The organism is Rhodobacteraceae bacterium S2214, from assembly GCA_025141675.1.
Taxonomy (GTDB): domain Bacteria; phylum Pseudomonadota; class Alphaproteobacteria; order Rhodobacterales; family Rhodobacteraceae; genus Yoonia.
The window spans coordinates 2,549,056-2,568,013 of sequence record CP081161.1; the positions used below are offsets into that span (position 1 = coordinate 2,549,056).

Consider the following 18,958-nt stretch of genomic DNA (forward strand, 5'->3'; position numbering starts at 1 on the left):
AATCATGAATGGGACAAATGTATCAAATACGATTCTCGAGCGTCTGGCAGGCGAGCTCGCTGAACTGACACCTGAGGCGCGTAAGGCCGCAACCTATGTATTGGAGAACCCCCGCGATGTGGGGGTTTCGACAGTGCGCGAGATTGCCGAGGCCGCAAACGTAAAGCCCAACACCGTCGTGCGCATGGCGCGGCAGGTTGGCTTTGAGGGGTACGAGGATTTCCGCGCGCCATTTCGCGAGGCGATCCGGCGCGGTGCGGCAGACTTCCCTGACCGCGCGCGCTGGTTGCAAGATATCCGCAAGTCGGGCGACCTTGGCGGGCTTTACGCCGATATGGTGCGTGACGTGCTGGGCAACATTGAAGAAACCTTTGCCGATATCTCAACCCAAGACCTGAAAGAGGCAGCCGAGGCGATTTGGGCTGCTCGTAACGTGTTCACTCTTGGCGTTGGCGTAAACAATTCCGTCGCACGCAACTTCACCTATCTTGCGTCAACCGGCATGACCGAATTCCACGCCATCCCACGTCCGGGATCAACGCCGGTCGATGATTTGGCATGGGCAGATAGCCGCGACGTACTCATTGCCATCACCTGCAAACCCTATCGCTCCGAAGTGGTGGAGGCCGTTCGCATCGCACACGAACAAGGTATGACCATCGTCGCGCTTTCTGACAGCCCCGCCAGCCCGATCATTCGGCTGGCAAGCCACGGGTTTGTCGTCTCAGTGGACACGCCGCAATTCTTCCCGTCCTCCGTCAGCATCATCGCACTGCTTGAAACGCTGCTGTCCTTTGTCATTGCCGTCGCGAGCGATGAAATTCCCGAGCGCGTTGCCACTTTCCACAAACGCCGCCATGAACTTGGCCTTTACCATTCGGAGGACAAATGATGGCCTCAAGCAGCGAAGCGGTAGGCATGGAAAAGGATCCGATCCGATCATTGGCCGCGCGCTACTACACCGATCCAAAGGTTTTTGAGATTGAGAACGCGGGGCTGCTGGCCCAGACATGGCAATTCGGCTGCCACGCCTCTGAGTTGTCCAATACTGGCGACTACGCCACCTTCGAGATCGCCGGAGAGAGCCTGTTTGCGATCCGCGGGCGGGATGACAAGATCCGCGTCTTCTACAACGTCTGCCAGCACCGCGCGCATCAATTGGTCAGCGGCACGGGCACAACACGGGTCGTGGTTTGCCCCTACCATGCGTGGACCTATGAACTTACCGGAGAGTTGCGCGCAGGCCCCAATATCAAGGCCGTCGAGGGGTTCGACAAGTCCAGCGTTTGCCTGACCGAAGTCCGCGCAGAGGAATTCCTCGGCTTCGTTTTCGTGAACCTCGACCCAAACGCCGCCCCGATGGAAGAGTGGTTTCCGGGTGCCCGCGCCGAGCTGACCGAATGGGTGCCCAACTGGGCTGACCTCAAGCCGCTGGAATGGGTTGATATACCGGAAAACTGCAACTGGAAGGTTTCAGTCGAGAATTATTCCGAATGCTACCATTGTTCTTTGAACCACCCGACCTTTGCCAATGGTGTGGTGAAGCCCGAAACCTATGACATCCAACCCCAAGGCAAGTGCTTGCGCCACACAACCGAGTGTCAAAGCCTTGAGGATATGACCTATGACGTTCATTCTGGCTTCGCGCATCAATACGAGTATTCCAGCTGGTTCCTCTGGCCAATGTTTTCGTTTCAGGTCTATCCGGGCAATGTGCTGAACACGTATCACTGGCGCGCCATAGATGCGGATCACGTGGTGGTTTGGCGAGGGTGGTATTCGGTGGGCGGCGTGGATGACCCCAAAGTGCGGCAACTGGCCGTGCAGGACCGCGAGACCACGGTGGAGGAAGACATTCATCTTGTAGAAAGCGTGCAACGCGGGCTTGGCTCACGCGGATATAGGCCCGGACCGCTCGTAATCGACCCGTGCGGCGGGGTGAATTCTGAACATCCGGTGATGCACCTACAGCGCTGGATGCGTGAGGCAATCGATGGCTGATTTGGTTATGCCCGATAAATGGACAGCTGAGCAAAAGCTGTTCCCCCATCAAGTTGGGTTTACCAGCCCACCTTTTGATTTTGACGCAGCCCCCTCGGACTTTCTTCGCATGGCCCCTGACAGCGTCGGCGTTCATGGTTGGATGCTACATGTGCCGGACTACGTGCACGGCTTGGATCAGCGCAAACAGAACTTCGGCATGTTGGAAGACTTCGTGCACTGCATGGCCCGCAATGGCGTCGATGTCTGCGGACAGGTCGGGTCGAACTGGGTTCATGCCAGCGGTTTGGGCGTCGAAGGAATACGCCAACACTGCGCCGATCTGTCGGACAAATATGAGACCCGTTTTCACATGGCTGGCTACGCTATGGTCGAAGCCTTACGCGCGATGAACGTCGAAAAGGTTGCGCTGAACGCCGCCTATCATTGGCCCGACTGGTGGCAGGGCACTGCGGGTTTCCTCCGCGAAGCCGGATTTGATGTTCTTTGGGCTGGCAATTTTGTCGATCAAAGATGGTTTCCAGACCAAGAGGCCGTGAACGCAAAACGCTGGATCTTTGACGGCGATTTGTTCGACAAGAGTTTCGCTTTCGTCGCCGAGCAAGCCCCAACAGCCGATGCTTATCTGATCAACGGTATGTGTAATTTCCGCAGTGGTCCGAACGGGCTGCCACAACGCCCACTGCATCTTGCCCGCGATACGGAGGCCAAGCTGGGCAAACCGGTCATCGGCCATGACACGGCGCTGTATTGGCGGATCATGAAGGACCTCGGTATCGCTCCAACCACGCCGCAAAGCATACTGTTGGAGAGCCTGCATGCATAAGATTGTCGCCCTTTGGGCGATCCCACGCTCCACCTCAACGGCGTTTGAATGGATGATGCGCCAACGGGGTGACCTTGACTGCCTGCACGAACCCTTTGGCGAGGCTTGGTATCAGGGCGAAGACCCGCTCTGGCCCCGCTACAAAGTAGGCGAGAAAACCACGGCAGGTCTGACCATTGGAAGTGTTTGGGAAGACATTCAAGCGCGCGCCAAGAAAGGGCCTGTGTTTCTCAAAGACTTCCCCCATTACATCAACCACATGTGGACGCCTGATTTCCTGTCCCATTTCACCCACGCCTTCCTGATCCGTGATCCTGCTAAAACGATATCGTCCATGTTCAACAAATGGCCTGACTTCGATGAACTCGAAGTTGGATTTCCCGAACAGCGCGCTCTGTTCGATCTGTTATGGGCGTTGAACGGCACCCCGCCGCCTGTGATCGACAGTGACGACCTGCTGGAAGACCCCAATAAAATGGTCGCGGCATTCTGCGATGCTGTTAGCATCCAGTTCATGCCAGACGCCATGTCTTGGCAGCCGGGCGGTGACCCGTCCGCGCATAGCTGGTGGGATGGTGGATCGTTTCACGCCAACCTCGCACAATCGACAGGCCTGACGCCGCAGGTGCGCCGCTATCTCGAAGTGGCGGAGGCCCCTGAACGCGTGCGCCGCGTCCACAGGCGAATGAAGCCACATTACGATCACCTTTTTCAGCATCGGATCAAACCCTAATGAAGACCTATTGGCAGAACTACATAGATGGGGTTTGGGTCGACGGCGGCGCGGGGCGGATCGATGTAATCAACCCCGGCACAGGCGAAAAGCTGGCGGAACAAGCTCTTGCTGATGCGGGCGACGTGGACCGTGCTGTCATGGCCGCCCAGCGTGTGCATCTGTCCGGTGCGCTTTCTGATCTGCGGCCTGTTGAACGTGGGCGCATGGTGCAGGCTATGGGCCGGTATCTGATCGAACATATCGATGAGATCGCGCAAGTTCTGACGCTGGAACAGGGCAAACCACTCTGGGAGTCGCGGATCGAAGTGGAAGGCGCCGCACGGTATTTCGAATACTATGGCAATCAGGCCGAAACGGTTGAAGGGCGCTCGATCCCGCTTGGCAAAGGCTACTTTGACTTCACGACCTATGAACCCTTTGGTGTTTCGGCCCAGATCATCCCGTGGAACTACCCCATTGAAATGACCGCGCGATCTTTGTCTGCCGCTTTGGCCACGGGTAATGCTTGCGTGATCAAAACGCCTGAACTGACCCCGCTTAGCAACGCGTGGCTCGCCCATGCAGCCGAGGCTGTGGGCCTGCCCAAGGGCGCGGTCAATATCCTGTGCGGTCTTGGAAGCGAGGCGGGTGCTGCGCTGTCAGTCCACCCGCACGTCAACCAGATTGTGTTCACAGGATCTGTCCCGACCGGCGTCGCCATCGCCACCGCTGCGGCCAAAAATGTTGTGCCATGCGTGTTAGAGTTGGGCGGAAAGTCCGCCGCTATCGTTCATGATGACGCCGATCTGGACGCTTTTGAAAATGATGTTCGCTGGGGCATCTATTTCAACGCCGGGCAAGTATGCTCTGCCATGAGCCGTGTGATCGCACATGACAGCATCCACGATGAACTGGTCGAACGCATGGTCAGCGTGGCGCAATCGTTAACCGTCAAGCCCGGCATCGACCAACCCGAATTCGGCCCGACAATGGGCGCGATGGTCTCTGAGGCGCAGCGCGACCGTGCCGCCGACATGGTCGGGGCAGCTCAACGCGAAGGCGCGCATGTCGCCACTGGTGGTCGCAAAATGAACATCCCCGGTGCGTTTCTTGAACCAACGATTGTGACGAACGTCTCCCCCAATATGACCATCGCAAATGAGGAAGTCTTCGGGCCGGTTCTGTCCGTCCTGAAATTCACGTCCGATGAGGACGCCATCAGAATCGCAAATGGAACACCCTATGGTCTTGTCGGCGGCGTTTTCACCCGCGATCTCGATCGCGCAACGACGGCTGCTCGTAAGCTGAGGGCTGGCCAAGTCTTCGTCAATGAATGGTATGCTGGTGGTGTCGAAACACCGTTTGGGGGTTATGGCAAATCAGGATACGGCCGAGAAAAGGGCCGCGAAGCCCTCTGGAACTATGTGCAGACCAAGAACGTCGCGATCAAGCTTCGATGAGCGCGCAGCGAGAAAAACGAATTCACAGGTTGGGCTCACGGCGGACATTCTCCCCGCGACGCACCGAGGTCCGCATCGCGGGACTTTCCCGACATTCGTTTTTTCTACTTTGCTGACGCAGCATTAGCTCGCGTGCCTAGCACCATAATTTTGGCGGCGCGGAAATTTCACTAAACCAGCCGTTCAAACGAGCGAAAAAGGGCAAATACTAAACCGCATTTCGCGGCAATTTACTTATCCGCCAACTTCAATCAGATGTCGGTTCGTTCTGCGGTGGTTGACGCATTTTCTAGCTCAACGCGCAGATAACGCACTGTGCTATCGACCTTCGTATGACCTAACAAAAGTTGCGCGGCGCGCAGGTTGTCCGAACGTGTTGAAGCCCTGTTTCACTGCCAGTGCATTCGTCCGCACAGAGCCTAAGTCGACTGATGCTGCGGCGTATACTAATGACGGTTTTCCTTGATTGTAAGTTCCAAGGGAACTCTGGCGTCAAAAATCCAAACCAAGATCGACGGTCGGTGCCGAATGGGTCAGCGCACCCGATGAGATATAATCGACACCTGTCGCTGCAATCGACGCAATACGTTCTTTGGTGACATTGCCGCTGGCTTCGGTTTTCATGCGACCGTCCACGAGGGCCACCGCCTCGCGCAGCATATCGTTGTCCATATTGTCCAATAGGACAACTGAGGCCCCGCCGACGTCAAGAACTTCGACCAGTTGGTCCAACCGATCCACTTCAATCTCCACGGCCATCATATGGCTCGCGTGGGCTTTCGTAGCTTCTAGCACCTGCCGAACACTACCTGCCGCTGCAATATGGTTGTCTTTGATTAGGATCGCATCTGACAACGAATAGCGGTGATTAAATCCGCCGCCATGCAACACGGCCAGTTTTTCGACCAAGCGCAAGCCCGGCGTTGTTTTACGGGTGCATGTGACACGAGCATCAGTACCGGCCGCCTCAGTCACGAATGAGGCCGTTTTGGTTGCGATCCCCGTCAAGCGGCCGGCAAAATTCAGGGCGACACGCTCGGCTGACAAGATGGAGGCAGCGCTGCCCTCTATCGTCATAAGAGTTTCACCAGTTTTACAAGGATGGCCATCCGCAACATGCGTTTTGATCTCGAGCGACGAATCCACGAGATGAAACGCGATCCGTGCCACCTGCATACCGGACACAATGGCATCAGCGCGGGCATTTAGGCGCGCGGTATACGTTGTCTCTGCAGGAATTACAGCGCGGGTTGTGACGTCGCCATAACTGCCCAGATCCTCCACAAGCGCGTTGCGTATCATCGGTTCTAGGATCAAGTCGGGAACGTTAGAAAAGCTCATGATGCTTCCTTGCAAATTTGGGACCGTATGGCCAAGGCGTCGCGGAGCGTAAGCCGCGACCGTTTGCCATCACCAGCGATCGTATCAGGGAAATCGGAACGACAATGCGCACCGCGGCTTTCTTCGCGCTTCAACGCGGATACCGCTATAAGCGTGGCGGTCGCGGTCATATTAAGGAAGGACACACTGGTCTGGTTCGCCGCTTCAAGGCCCGCAATCTTGCGCAAGGCCGATTTCAAACTACTAGCATCGCGCACAACGCCAACACAGCCAGTCATCGTATGACGTAGCTCTGCCACGGCATCTGGATCGGGCGGCGTGCCGCCGTCTTCGAATGAAATTCGAATGCGTTCAGCTGTTGTCTCGGGAACGATTGTCGCGATGCCATCGGCACAAATACGTGCAAAAACCAACGCCTCCAAAAGACCGTTTGAAGCGAGACGATTGGCACCATGCAATCCGGTCGATGCAGCTTCGCCACAGACCCAAAGATTGGATAATGACGCACGTCCGTCAGTGTCCGTTGCAATCCCGCCCATGTGATAATGCGCAGCGGCTGCCACCGGTATCGGCTGGGTTGCCGGATCGATTGCATTGCGCGCGCAGGCATCAGCGACCGCAGGGTATTGAGACTTGATCGCCTCGCCTAGGGCATCACGCGTATCAAGCATTGGGCGTAGCCCAGCTTGGCTTTGCGCAAAGATGGCGCGGGCAACGATGTCGCGCGGTGCGAGCTCTGCGTCTGGATGCAACGCCTGCATGAAACGTTCACCGTCCTTGTTCGTCAGGATCGCCCCTTCACCGCGAAGGGCTTCGGTTGCCAAGGGCGCGGGGTCCTCACCAACGTCCATTGCTGTCGGATGAAATTGCACAAATTCAGCATCAGAGATAACGGCGCCGGCGCGCGCGGCCAGACCGATGACCTGCCCGCGAATACGTGGCGGATTTGTCGTCACCGCATAAAGCCCGCCAGACCCGCCGCCTGCGAGCAAGACAGCGCTGCCCCGCAACATCACAGGAGCAGAGCGCAGTTCATTTGCAGATTGGACCGCAACGCCTGTTACCCGCCCATCGGACACCTCAAGATCAACAGCCATAGTGCCTTCTAAAACTTGGATCGATGGCGTCTCTTTAACGCGTTCGATCAGGGCGGCCATGATCTCTGCACCTGCTTGGTCACCTTTGACACGCACGACGCGCGCGTAGCTATGTGCGGCCTCGCGTGACATCACGTATCCACCATCGGCCTTCCGGTCGAAAGGTGTGCCGAGTGCCGTCAGGTGAAGGATGTGTTCGCGTGCTTCCTCGGTGACCAGATTAGCAACTGTTGGGTCAACTGTACCGTCTCCTGCTTTCACCGTATCCGCAGCATGGCTTTGGGCGCTGTCAGCGGTGTCCATTGCGGCTGCAACGCCGCCTTGCGCCCAAGCCGAACTTGCCCCTTCTCCCAGATTTTCAGGCGAGATCATTGCAACAGGACGCGGCGCCAGTCGCAGTGCTGCGTAAATCGCCCCGAGGCCCGCGCCGACGATGACGATCCGATCAGTTTGGATGCTTTTCATTTGGGTTAGAGACCCAATTTGCGGGACATGTCGATCATCGCTTGCACCGAAGCGCGGGCTTTCTTGCCAATTTCAGGATCGACGAACACTTCGTTTTCGCCCGTGTGAAGGACCCAAAGGATCTTTTCGAGCGAAATTTTCTTCATGTAAGGGCACATGTTGCAGGGGCCAACGAAGTCCACTTCTGGCAATTGGTCAGCAATATTGGAAGCCATAGAACACTCGGTGATCAACATCGCCTTTTCAGGCTTTTCATCAGTGACATATTTGAGAATGCCGCTGGTTGATCCGGAAAAGTCAGCCTCGGCGACGACGTCAGGCGGGCATTCGGGGTGGGCAATAAGGCGCGTGCCCGGGTTCCATTCACGGAATTCTCTCAGGTCTTGTGCGGTGTATTGTTCATGCACAATGCAAGAGCCGGGCCAGTAGACGACATTCTTGTGGCTCTTATTAGCTACGTTTTGTGCCAGATACTGATCTGGCGTCATAATGACCGTGTCGCTCTCCATTGCATTCACGATTTGCAACGCATTTGAGGACGTGCAGCAAATGTCAGACGCGGCCTTAACGTCAGCAGTGGTATTCACATAGGTGACAACTGGTGCACCGGGGTACTTGGCCCGCATTTCTTCGATACCATCTGCTGTAATGCTTTCAGCCAAGGAACATCCGGCGTCCATGTCGGGCATCAAGACAGTTTTTTCCGGACATAAGATTTTGGTTGTCTCAGCCATAAAATGCACACCGGCCTGAACGATGACATCCGCGTCGACCTCCTGCGCTTTCATTGCAATTTGCAAGCTGTCGCCCACGAAGTCGGACACGCCATGAAAGATTTCGGGCGTCATGTAGTTGTGCCCCAAGATAACGGCGTTACGTTCTTTCTTCAGCGCGTTGATTGCTTTGACATAGGGGGCATAGGTCACCCAGTCCGGCGGTGTCACGACCCGCTCCATGCGCGCATACGTATCTGCCAATTCCTGAGCGACCTCAGATGAGGGCGTCAGATCGTAGTGTTCTGAAAGAACGGTTCGAAGATGTGGCAAGTCAAGCATATCGCGCATTTCCAATTATTTTGAGCCCTAATACACGGGAAACGACGTCAGTCCAACATCTGGTAGATTAGCCCTAGATTGCTCACGAATCCAACCATTCGCGCGGTCGCCCGCAACGACAGAATAGTCCGCGACCTGCAAATTCGACGCTTGATCCATGCTGCCACCAGCTCAAATGGCCGGTTGTTCTGCTGCGCGACAGCATGAAGTTTTTCGCTCATGCCGCATTTCTCCCGCTGCGAGCGCACGCAGCATAAATACATAATGGCCGGGTCGGGCTCGAACCGGACATCCGCGCTCCCATTACAATATGCTCCCGCCTTCTTAGTGACCGTTAAGTGTAATGGTCCCCCGTCAAGGGCCTCCAATGCATCGCCGCTTTGCCAATTGCCCTTTCCTCGCCTGCCGCGTAAACGCTTCCCATGACAAATCGCCCGACCTTACCGCCTGAAATTGCCCGCCGCCGGACCTTTGCGATTATCTCGCATCCGGATGCTGGTAAAACGACGCTGACTGAGAAATTCCTGCTGTATGGTGGCGCGATCCAGATGGCGGGTCAGGTGCGTGCGAAAGGCGAGGCACGCCGGACGCGGTCCGATTTTATGCAGATGGAAAAGGACCGCGGAATTTCCGTGTCCGCATCTGCGATGTCGTTTGATTTTGAAAAATACCGCTTCAATCTGGTGGATACCCCCGGTCACTCTGATTTCTCGGAAGATACCTACCGGACGCTGACGGCTGTTGATGCCGCCGTGATGGTGATCGATGGTGCAAAGGGTGTGGAAAGTCAGACCCAGAAGCTATTCGAAGTGTGCCGTCTGCGTGATCTGCCGATCCTGACCTTCTGTAACAAGATGGACCGCGAAAGCCGCGATACGTTTGAGATTATTGACGAAATTCAAGAGAACCTCGCGATTGACGTGACCCCTGCGTCATGGCCGATTGGTGTGGGCCGTGAATTTATCGGGTGTTATGACATCCTGCGCGACAAGCTGGAACTGATGGACCGTGCTGACCGGAACAAGGTTGCCGAAAGCGTGCAAGTGAACGGGTTGGATGACCCGAAGCTGGCCGAACTCGTCCCTGCCGATCTGCTTGAGAAATTCCTCGAAGAAATCGAAATGGCGAAGGAATTACTGCCGCCGCTTGATCCGCAGGCCTTGCTTGACGGGACGATGACGCCGATCTGGTTCGGCTCTGCGATGAATTCCTTTGGTGTAAAAGAACTCATGGACGGGATCGCGAACTACGGTCCCGAACCGCAAGTGCAGACCGCGACCCCGCGCAACGTGTCGCCCGAGGAAAAGAAGGTCACTGGCTTTGTTTTCAAGGTACAGGCGAACATGGATCCGAAACACCGCGACCGTGTGGCGTTTGTTCGGCTCGCGTCTGGGCATTTCACCCGTGGGATGAAGCTGACGCATGTGCGGTCCAAGAAACAGATGGCTGTGACGAACCCCGTGATGTTCCTTGCGGCTGATCGTGAACTCGCCGAAGAGGCCTATGCGGGCGATATCCTAGGTATTCCGAACCACGGCCAATTGCGCATCGGTGATACGCTGACTGAAGGCGAAGCGATCCGCGTGTCGAACATCCCGTCGTTTGCACCGGAATTGCTGCAGACCTGCCGTGCAGGTGATCCGATGAAGGCGAAGCACCTCGAAAAGGCCCTGATGCAGTTTGCTGAAGAAGGGGCCGCGAAGGTGTTTAAACCGACGTTCGGGTCCGGTTTTATCGTGGGTGTTGTTGGGGCGTTGCAGTTCGAAGTGCTCGCCAGCCGGATCGAGATGGAATACGGCCTGCCCGTGCGGTTCGAAGGGTCGCAGTTCACATCAGCCCGTTGGGTATTGGGTGACAAGGATGCCGTTGAAAAATTCGCGGATGCCAACAAGCAGCAAATTGCGACGGACAACGACGGCGACACCGTCTTCCTGACGCGCCTGCAATGGGACATCGACCGCGTGGCGCGGGACTATCCGGATGTGGAACTGTCGGCGACGAAGGAAATGATGGTTTAGTATCGCCTGTTGACCTTTGTGGGTAGCGCGGCATAGTCGGCAAATACTTGTTTAAACGATGTAAATATTTACCGGAGAGCCTATCATGCCGATTTCACCCTTTTTGATGCCCAAAACCGTTGTTTCATTTGGTTTGGTTGTGACGCTGGCCGCATGCGGCGGGTCATCGACCGGTGGCGGAACCAACCCTTCGGCAAGCTTTGCCGATATCGCGGCAGGTGGACTTGCGCTGGCAGACGAAATTGCGACTATTCCCTACACGGACCCCACAACACTGCCCGCGCAAGGTAGCGCCAGCTATGACGGCTTTATCGGTGTCGATGTGGGAAATGCGGCGACAGTTGCAGGTGATTTGACGTTAAACGCGAATTTTGGCTCTGATCAGATTTCTGGCAGTGCGTCGAATTTCTTCGACGAAGCGGAAAACGCTTACGGCGGCACGCTCGACATCACGCAAGGGACTGTGGACCGTGGGGCGGACACACGGTTCGACTTTACATTCACAGCGGACCTGACTGGTGATCTAACCGACACGGACGGGGCAGTTATCGAGGTTGACGCCGACATCGAAGGTGATTTCACAGGCACGGACTACCAATACGTCGAAGGGTTTGTGTCTGGCACTGCGACCGTAGACGGCGAACCTGCTTTCTTTGACGGTGAGTTCGTAGGCGAACGGTAATCGCACGGCGGATGCCATTACAAAACCGTACCCTGCCCACGGGTGAGATCGTTGCGATCCCCGCCCGTGGCACGCTGACCGGTAATCGTGGGATCATTCACCGTGATGACAAGACTCTGGGCACCTCGCGGTGGTCGCATCACGCTTGGATTTGTTGCACGCTGGATTGGCAGGGTCGTCGGCGTCCGGTCATGTCTGGCCGGAATTGGACTGAGTTGTTTTTTCTTGACGAAGCGACCGCATTTGCAGCGGGGCACCGCCCTTGCGGGTATTGTCGGCGGGCGGCTTATCAGGATTATGTCGCAGCATGGACGACGGCAACGGGGCATCGGCCAAGCGCCAAAGAGATGGACAAGGTGCTGCATCCTGCACGTGTCCGGCGAGATCGCAGCCAAGTTCGCTATGACGCTACACTATCCACGCTGCCGGACGGCGCGATGGTCTGGCACGACGCAGGCCCTGCGTTGGTCTGGGAACGGGGTCTGCACCCCTATTCACCCGACGGATACGGCCCAGCCATTGATACCGATTCTGAAACAACTGTTTCCGTTTTGACACCAAAACCCACCGTCACTGTGCTGCAAGCGGGTTATATCCCACAAATCCACCCCTCAATCCTAACAAATCACTGATTTCCTTGACCTAGACAGAGGTTGCGCATAGGAAACGCGTGTCCAACGCACTGACAATCCGGTCAGGCGGGCCGCGCTATCTTGCGGTCACTACAGCCGCAACATTTCGAAAGGCGCCTATGACAAAATTCTCTGACCTGAACCTGAGCGATAAGGTTCTCAAAGCCGTTGCAGAGACGGGCTATGATACCCCTACCCCTATTCAAGCAGGCGCGATTGTGCCCGCGTTGGAAGGCCGCGACGTTTTGGGCATCGCCCAGACAGGGACAGGCAAAACTGCCGCATTTACACTGCCAATGATCACCCTTCTGGGCCGTGGTCGGGCACGGGCGCGGATGCCGCGTTCGCTGGTTCTGGCCCCCACACGGGAATTGGCCGCACAGGTTGCGGAAAACTTTGACGCGTATGCGAAGTACACAAAGCTGTCCAAAGCCCTGCTGATTGGCGGGACGTCTTTCAAAGACCAAGACAAACTGATCGACAAAGGCGTCGACGTGCTGATCGCGACACCTGGTCGTCTGTTGGACCATTTAGAGCGCGGCAAACTGATTCTTACCGACGTCAAGGTCATGGTGATTGATGAAGCTGACCGGATGCTCGACATGGGCTTCATTCCGGACATCGAAGAAATCTTCAAGCGGACGCCGTTTACCCGCCAGACGCTGTTCTTCTCGGCCACGATGGCGCCTGAAATCGAACGGATCACCAACACGTTCCTGTCGAACCCGGCCAAAGTCGAAGTCGCCCGTGCAGCCACGACAAACACCAACATCAAGCAAGGTGTTGTGATGTTCAAAGGGTCCGACAAGCGCAAAGAACCTTCTGAGAAGCGTGCTTTGCTGCGCAAGTTAATTGATATGGAAGGCGATGCTTGCACCAACGCGATCATCTTCTGTAACCGCAAGTCTGACGTCGATATCGTTTCTAAGTCCCTGAATAAATACGGTTATAACGCCGCCCCTATTCACGGCGATCTGGACCAAAGCCACCGGACACGCACACTTGAACAGTTCCGCGACAATGAACTGAAGATCCTTGTCGCCTCTGACGTGGCTGCCCGTGGTCTAGATATTCCTGCCGTCACGCATGTGTTCAACTTTGATGTGCCGTCACACGCCGAAGACTACGTACACCGGATCGGCCGTACGGGTCGCGCGGGCCGTAAAGGCACCGCGATCATGATCTGCGTTGGACGTGACGATAAAAACTTTGCCGACGTAGAAGCCTTGGTCAAAGAAGAAATCCCGCGCATTGAAAACCCGATGGCAAAAGCGGCTGCCGACGCCCCTTCCGAGGATGCGCCGAAAGCTGAAAAGCCAAAACGGTCGCGGTCGCGTGGTCGTAAATCGGACGACAAACCTGCGACTACGGATGCTACTGCTGAAACGCCGGACCAAAAACCGCAAGCAGCCAAAGACGAAAAGCCACGCGAGGCAAAACCACGTCAAGACAAACAACGTGATGAAAAGCCCCGCCACGACGACAAACCACGCGACACGAACAATCGCGGACGTGGTGGTCGGGGTGGTCAGAACAACCGTCACAACGACAACAAAGTTGTGGGGCTTGGCGATGACACCCCAGCGTTCATCGCCCTCAGCTTTGCGGATCGCGCAAAGGCCTAACATCATCAGGCGGGCAATGCGCCCGCCTATTTTGTCTCAATAGAGCAGCATCATGTTTCCAACCCGCGCCACACCGATTTTGTTTGGTCTGATCCTAAGCGGCATGATGACATTCTTCGTCACATTGATCGCGACGTGGCGGGCGATTGGACTGGCCGAAGGATTTGTGGGACTCTGGATGGGATCATGGATCGCCAGCTGGATTGTGGCGTTCCCGCTGGTTCTGGTACTTGGCCCCGTCACACGCAAAATCGTGGCTAAGTTGGTCCGCCCTTCATAAGAAAAGGGCGCCCCGGTTATGTGACACGGAACGCCCTATTTCTTTTGGTCAAAAATACCTCCGCCGGAGGCATCCGCACTTTCAGCGCAGCGCCGTCCTCAGCTCAGGCGCGACACGATCACCATAACTTCTGGTTTCTTGCCGATCTCGCCTTGCGCAGTGCGACGCGCGATGGATTTCAGCTCTTTTTCAAGCTTCACGTCATCTCGCAATGTCTTGGCGTTCGCGCGGTTAATGAACTGCGACAGGTCTTGTTCGATCACATCGACCAAAGCCGCACCTGACCCACCAACTTCTGACAGACCGTTCAATTCGACCCAAGGATCGCCGAGCGGTTCGTCGTTTTCGTCAACGATCAGCGTGATGACAACGTGGCCATTCAACGCCATCCGGATCCGGTCACGTACAATTCCGTCGAACTGGCCGATTTTGGCCGTCCCATCAAGATAAGTCCGCCCCGTTTCGATGTATTCAGCCACCGTTGGCGCGTTGCCGGACAGGTCCAGCATCATCCCGTTCACAGCGACGATGCCTGTGCGGCCATGTTTGTTCGCCAGTTTGACGTGTTCGCGCAGGTGCCGGTGTTCGCCGTGCATCGGGATCACCATCTGCGGTTTTACGATGTCATGTAGCGCCAAGATGTCGGGCTTATTCGCGTGACCGGAGACGTGGTATTTGCCGCCCGCGTCATCGATCACGTCAACGCCCAGTTCGGAGAGTTGGTTCATGATGCGGATCACGCCGCGTTCATTGCCGGGGATCGTTTTGGACGAGAACAGGAATGTGTCCCCTTCTTTCAGCTTGATCCCCATGTAGTTGCCGTTCGCCAGTTGTGCAGAGGCCGCGCGGCGTTCGCCTTGCGATCCGGTCACCAGCAGCATCACGTTTTCACGTGGCATTTGCAGTGCATCTTCCGGGCTGACCACGGGTGGGAAACCGGTCAGGATGCCGACCTCGGTTGCGGCTTCGACCATGCGGCGCATCGCGCGGCCCAGTAGAACGACCGATCTGTCGGCTTCGACCGCAGCCAGAGCGAGCGTTTTCAGACGTGCAATGTTAGACGCGAATGTCGTCGCGACAACCATGCCGGATGCTTCTTTCATCATCTCGGCAATCGCTGGCCCGATAGTCATTTCAGACCGGCCCGGTGCGTCGGAAAAGACGTTCGTCGAATCGCAGACCAGCGCTTTGACGCCGTCTTTGGATACGTCGGCCCAGAGGTCCGGATCAAACGGATCGCCGACACCCGGTGTCAGGTCGATTTTGAAATCACCCGAATGCAGAATGCGCCCATCGGGGCTGTCGATCAGCAGGCCTGCGCTTTCGGGGATGGAGTGCGAAATCGGCAGGTAGGACACCGATAGCGGGCCACATTGGATGACTTCAGGGTAGACGCCAACGACGTTCACAGCGCCCTCGGGTTGCCCGTTTTCGACCATTTTGCGTTTCGCGATATTGGCCGTGAAAGGCCGCGCGTAGACTGGTGCACCTAACTGGTCCCAATAGTGCCCGATCGCGCCCACGTGGTCTTCGTGTGCGTGCGTGATGAAGATGCCGTCGATCTGTGCGCGGCGTTCTTTCAGCCATGCGATATCGGGCAGGATCAGGTCCACCCCCGGTGTGCCGTCCATGTCGGGGAACGTGACCCCCAGATCAACAACGATCAGCCGTTCTTTGCCTGGTTTGCCGTAGCCGTAGACATATGCGTTCATGCCGATCTCACCGGCCCCACCGAGGGGCAGATAGATCAAGCGGTCAGAGCCTTTGCTCATGTTATTTCCTTATTAAAGCGATGAATCACGATTAGTCCGTGCATCGTCAAATCTTCTTCGAAGGCGTCGAATAGCGCCTCAGCTTGCTGGAACAACGGGGCCAGACCGCCGGTCGCAATGACCCGCATCGGCACGCCGCGTTCGGCCTTGATCCGTGCGCATATCTCACGCACTAGACCGATGTAACCCCAAAAGACGCCGGACTGCATACAGGCCACCGTGTTGGTGCCCACAACAGATTGCGGCTTGGATATGTCGACATGAGGTAGGGCTGCGGCGGCGTTGTGCAATGCCTCGAGCGACAGGTTCACACCCGGCGCGATCACCCCGCCCACATATGCACCATCTGACGCCACAACGTCGAAAGTTGTGGCGGTTCCGAAATCGACAACGATCAGGTCGCCTCCGAATTTGTCGAACGCCCCCGCAGTGTTGACCAAACGGTCCGGACCGACGGTTGTACCTTCATCGACGCGCGCCTCTTGCGGCAATGCGCAATCGGATTTGCCCACAACCATGGGGCGGCAATTGAAATAGCGATCCGACAGAACGCGCAGGTTAAACACGACGCGTGGCACTGTTGAACTGACGATCACTTCGTCGATTTCAACGTCGATCTTTTGAAAGTTCATCAAGGTAGACAGCCAGACGTAATATTGGTCCGCCGTCCGCTGCCATTCGGTCGACGTCCGCCAAGTCGCAATAAAGCTGTCCCCGTCCCAGATCGAGAAAACCGTATTCGTGTTACCGCAGTCGATGGCCAAAAGCATGGGTCGTCTCCCTAGAAAAAGATATCTGCCGCCGCGATTTTGCGCCGTTCTTTTGATGTCTTCAGGATGAGGTAGCCGTTTTCGTCCAAGGTCTCAAACGTGCCGGTGATTTCTTCGTTGGGCAGCCGTGCTGTAATAACTTCGCCCAGTTTAGTTGCCCGCGCGAGCCATGCTTCGCGGATCGGCCCAAACCCCAATTGGATCAGTTGGGTTTCATAGCGAGCGTAGATCGGTGCGAGGATATCAAGAAAATCTTCTGCCCCGACCGCGATCCCGAATTCGCCAGCAACGCTGACGGGCCGCAGCGCGCGTTCTTCAACCTTCGAGAAATGCGGTGCGCCTGCCAAGTTCACGCCAATGCCGACTGCGATGCCAACGATGGCGTTCTTTTGGCTGATACTTTCGAGCAGGATGCCCGCGACTTTGCCACCGTTCAGAAGCACGTCGTTTGGCCATTTCAGCGCGAAACTATCGGGGCGGCCTGTCACGACAACAAGCGCGTCATAGAGCGCTAATGCCGCCACAAAGGACCGTAGTGCTGACAATGTCGAAGGTGTGGGGTCCTGAACCGCAAGCGTTCCGGCAAAGTTACCAGCGGGCATATCCCATGCCCGACCCCGCCTGCCCCGCGCACCTGATTGGTGGTGCGCAAGGAACCATGTCTTTTGGGTCAACGCTGGAAATTGCCTTTGGGCTTCATCCAACGTGCTATCGACTTCGTTTAAGACGATCCGGCCGTAGGTTTGCGGCCAATCTGGTGTTGTCGTGACCTTAGTTGACAAGCGTTGCTGCCGCAGCCGCTGCGGATGGTTCAATCCCGAACAGGTTGAACACACCAAAGATCATCGCAGCAGCAGACGCCATCAAGAACGTCCACAGGACAGGAGACATTTTGCTGTCGAGCGCGGTTTCGTTCTCTTCACCGAAGTACATGAAGTACACGATGCGGATGTAGTAGAACGCACCAATCACGGACGCCACAACACCAGCTACGGCCAACCAGCCGAGGCCCGCGTCATAGGCTGCGCGCAGCACGTAGAACTTGCCGAAGAAGCCAACCATTGGTGGCACACCCGCCAGCGAGAACATCAGGATCAACATCGCTAAGGCGCGCAAAGGCTGGCCCTTGGAGTACATCTTCAGGCTGTTGATATCCGTCACAACCTGGCCGTCACGTTCCATCGACAGGATGAACGCGAATGTACCGATGTTCATGGTGACGTAGATCGCCATGTAGATCAGCATCGCTTGCACGCCGAATGCCGTACCAGCCGCCAAGCCCATCAGCGCAAAGCCCATGTGCGCGATGGATGAATAGGCCATCAGGCGTTTGATGTTGGTCTGGCCGATGGCGGCGATTGCGCCAAGGAACATGGACACAACGGACAAGAACGCCACAATCTGCTGCCAGTCACCGACGATACCGCCGAATGCGTCATGCACAACACGCGCGAACAATGCCATCGCGGCGACCTTTGGGGCCGTTGCGAAGAATGCGGTCACAGGCGTTGGTGAGCCTTCGTAGACGTCTGGCGTCCACATGTGGAACGGTGCTGCGGATACTTTGAACGCGAAACCCGCGATCAGGAACACGATACCAAACAGCAGGCCCAAAGATGGGTCGTCTGCGGTGGCTTCGATGATGCCAGAGAACAATGTCGTACCCGCGTAGCCGTATGTCAGGGATGCGCCGTAGAGCAGCAAACCGGACGACAGCGCGCCGAGGACGAAGTATTTCAGACCAGCTTCTGTCGATTTCACACTATCGCGGCGCAAGGATGCGACCACGTAAAGCGCCAAGGACTGCAGTTCGAGGCCCATGTATAGCGCCATCAGATCGCCTGCGGACACCATGACCATCATGCCGACTACTGCCAAAGCGACTAGAAGCGGATATTCGAATTTCAGCAGGTCACGCTGCTGCATGTAGCCTTCGGACATCAGCAGGATCGCGGCTGCGGACAGCAGGATCACAACCTTGGAGAACCGCGCGAAGCCGTCGTCGATGAACATGCCACCAAACGCTTCTTGGGTCCCTGCCCCGTTGATCATCAACCAAACGGCCAGCAGCACGAAAACGCCCGACGTGGTCCACGTCAACAAAGAGGCCATGCCGTCTTTGCTGGTGTAGACCGCGATCAGAAGGGCCGCCATCGCGTAAAGCGACAACAGAACTTCGGGGAGGACAATGGAAAGGTCAGCGGAAATCATAATGTCTG

17 protein-coding genes are annotated in these 18,958 nt (G+C 56.5%); 10 read left to right on the top strand and 7 right to left on the bottom strand.

Annotation, left to right across the window (positions count from 1 at the left end):
* Window positions 1-4 precede the first annotated feature (4 nt).
* The 5 genes from K3729_12765 to K3729_12785 are packed head-to-tail and all read left to right on the top strand — an operon-like array spanning window position 5 to window position 5,002.
* Entirely contained in the window at window positions 5-892 is an 888-nt protein-coding gene (locus tag K3729_12765; GenBank protein ID UWQ98322.1) for a MurR/RpiR family transcriptional regulator, read from the top strand.
* A gap of 26 nt (window positions 893-918) precedes the next feature.
* Window positions 919-2,001, top strand: a complete 1,083-nt coding sequence (locus tag K3729_12770) for an aromatic ring-hydroxylating dioxygenase subunit alpha (GenBank protein UWQ98323.1) — start codon at window positions 919-921, stop codon at window positions 1,999-2,001.
* On the top strand, window positions 1,994-2,827 hold the full coding sequence (locus K3729_12775; GenBank protein UWQ98324.1) for a hypothetical protein: 834 nt from the start codon (window positions 1,994-1,996) through the stop codon (window positions 2,825-2,827). Before K3729_12770 ends, K3729_12775 begins: the two co-directional genes overlap by 8 nt.
* The gene (locus K3729_12780) at window positions 2,820-3,560 is read left to right on the top strand and encodes a sulfotransferase family protein (protein UWQ98325.1); all 741 of its coding nucleotides are present in this window, start codon (window positions 2,820-2,822) and stop codon (window positions 3,558-3,560) included. The genes K3729_12775 and K3729_12780 overlap by 8 nt, the downstream gene beginning before the upstream one ends.
* Window positions 3,560-5,002 (top strand): aldehyde dehydrogenase family protein, encoded by a 1,443-nt coding sequence (locus K3729_12785; protein ID UWQ98326.1) that lies wholly within the window; start codon window positions 3,560-3,562, stop codon window positions 5,000-5,002. Before K3729_12780 ends, K3729_12785 begins: the two co-directional genes overlap by 1 nt.
* 492 nt (window positions 5,003-5,494) lie before the next feature.
* On the opposite strand, the gene nadC is transcribed toward K3729_12785, so the two are convergent.
* Genes nadC through nadA form a run of 3 tightly spaced genes read right to left on the bottom strand, consistent with a single transcriptional unit; the run spans window position 5,495 to window position 8,960 of the window.
* Entirely contained in the window at window positions 5,495-6,343 is an 849-nt protein-coding gene (gene nadC, locus K3729_12790; GenBank protein UWQ98327.1) for a carboxylating nicotinate-nucleotide diphosphorylase, read from the bottom strand.
* Window positions 6,340-7,905, bottom strand: a complete 1,566-nt coding sequence (locus K3729_12795; protein UWQ98328.1) for an L-aspartate oxidase — start codon at window positions 7,903-7,905, stop codon at window positions 6,340-6,342. The genes nadC and K3729_12795 overlap by 4 nt, the downstream gene beginning before the upstream one ends.
* Before the next feature lie 5 nt (window positions 7,906-7,910).
* The gene (nadA, locus tag K3729_12800; protein UWR01049.1) at window positions 7,911-8,960 is read right to left on the bottom strand and encodes a quinolinate synthase NadA; all 1,050 of its coding nucleotides are present in this window, start codon (window positions 8,958-8,960) and stop codon (window positions 7,911-7,913) included.
* 422 nt (window positions 8,961-9,382) lie between these two features.
* Here nadA and K3729_12805 point away from each other — a divergent pair, with 422 nt between their 5' ends.
* The 5 genes from K3729_12805 (at window position 9,383) to K3729_12825 (ending at window position 14,197) form a co-directional block, all read left to right on the top strand.
* Window positions 9,383-10,978, top strand: a complete 1,596-nt coding sequence (locus tag K3729_12805) for a peptide chain release factor 3 (GenBank protein ID UWQ98329.1) — start codon at window positions 9,383-9,385, stop codon at window positions 10,976-10,978.
* Between the two features lie 85 nt (window positions 10,979-11,063).
* A complete protein-coding gene (locus K3729_12810; protein ID UWQ98330.1) occupies window positions 11,064-11,660 on the top strand; it encodes a hypothetical protein in 597 nt (198 codons plus the stop codon).
* An 11-nt stretch (window positions 11,661-11,671) separates the two neighbouring features.
* Window positions 11,672-12,292, top strand: coding sequence for a hypothetical protein (locus tag K3729_12815; GenBank protein ID UWQ98331.1), 621 nt, complete (start codon window positions 11,672-11,674; stop codon window positions 12,290-12,292).
* Between the two features lie 119 nt (window positions 12,293-12,411).
* Window positions 12,412-13,917: a DEAD/DEAH box helicase gene (locus tag K3729_12820; GenBank protein ID UWQ98332.1), complete on the top strand. Its 1,506-nt coding sequence runs from the start codon at window positions 12,412-12,414 to the stop codon at window positions 13,915-13,917.
* 52 nt (window positions 13,918-13,969) lie between these two features.
* Window positions 13,970-14,197: a DUF2798 domain-containing protein gene (locus K3729_12825; protein UWQ98333.1), complete on the top strand. Its 228-nt coding sequence runs from the start codon at window positions 13,970-13,972 to the stop codon at window positions 14,195-14,197.
* A gap of 98 nt (window positions 14,198-14,295) precedes the next feature.
* On the opposite strand, the gene K3729_12830 is transcribed toward K3729_12825, so the two are convergent.
* Genes K3729_12830 through nuoN form a run of 4 tightly spaced genes read right to left on the bottom strand, consistent with a single transcriptional unit; the run spans window position 14,296 to window position 18,950 of the window.
* A complete protein-coding gene (locus tag K3729_12830; GenBank protein ID UWQ98334.1) occupies window positions 14,296-15,969 on the bottom strand; it encodes a ribonuclease J in 1,674 nt (557 codons plus the stop codon).
* The gene (locus tag K3729_12835) at window positions 15,966-16,739 is read right to left on the bottom strand and encodes a type III pantothenate kinase (GenBank protein UWQ98335.1); all 774 of its coding nucleotides are present in this window, start codon (window positions 16,737-16,739) and stop codon (window positions 15,966-15,968) included. The genes K3729_12830 and K3729_12835 overlap by 4 nt, the downstream gene beginning before the upstream one ends.
* 11 nt (window positions 16,740-16,750) lie before the next feature.
* Complete coding sequence (locus K3729_12840) at window positions 16,751-17,521, bottom strand: biotin--[acetyl-CoA-carboxylase] ligase (protein ID UWQ98336.1); 771 nt, start codon at window positions 17,519-17,521, stop codon at window positions 16,751-16,753.
* Window positions 17,511-18,950 carry an NADH-quinone oxidoreductase subunit NuoN gene (nuoN, locus tag K3729_12845; GenBank protein ID UWQ98337.1) on the bottom strand — a complete coding sequence of 480 codons (1,440 nt, stop codon included), beginning with the start codon at window positions 18,948-18,950 and terminating at the stop codon, window positions 17,511-17,513. Before nuoN ends, K3729_12840 begins: the two co-directional genes overlap by 11 nt.
* Window positions 18,951-18,958: the final 8 nt, after the last annotated feature.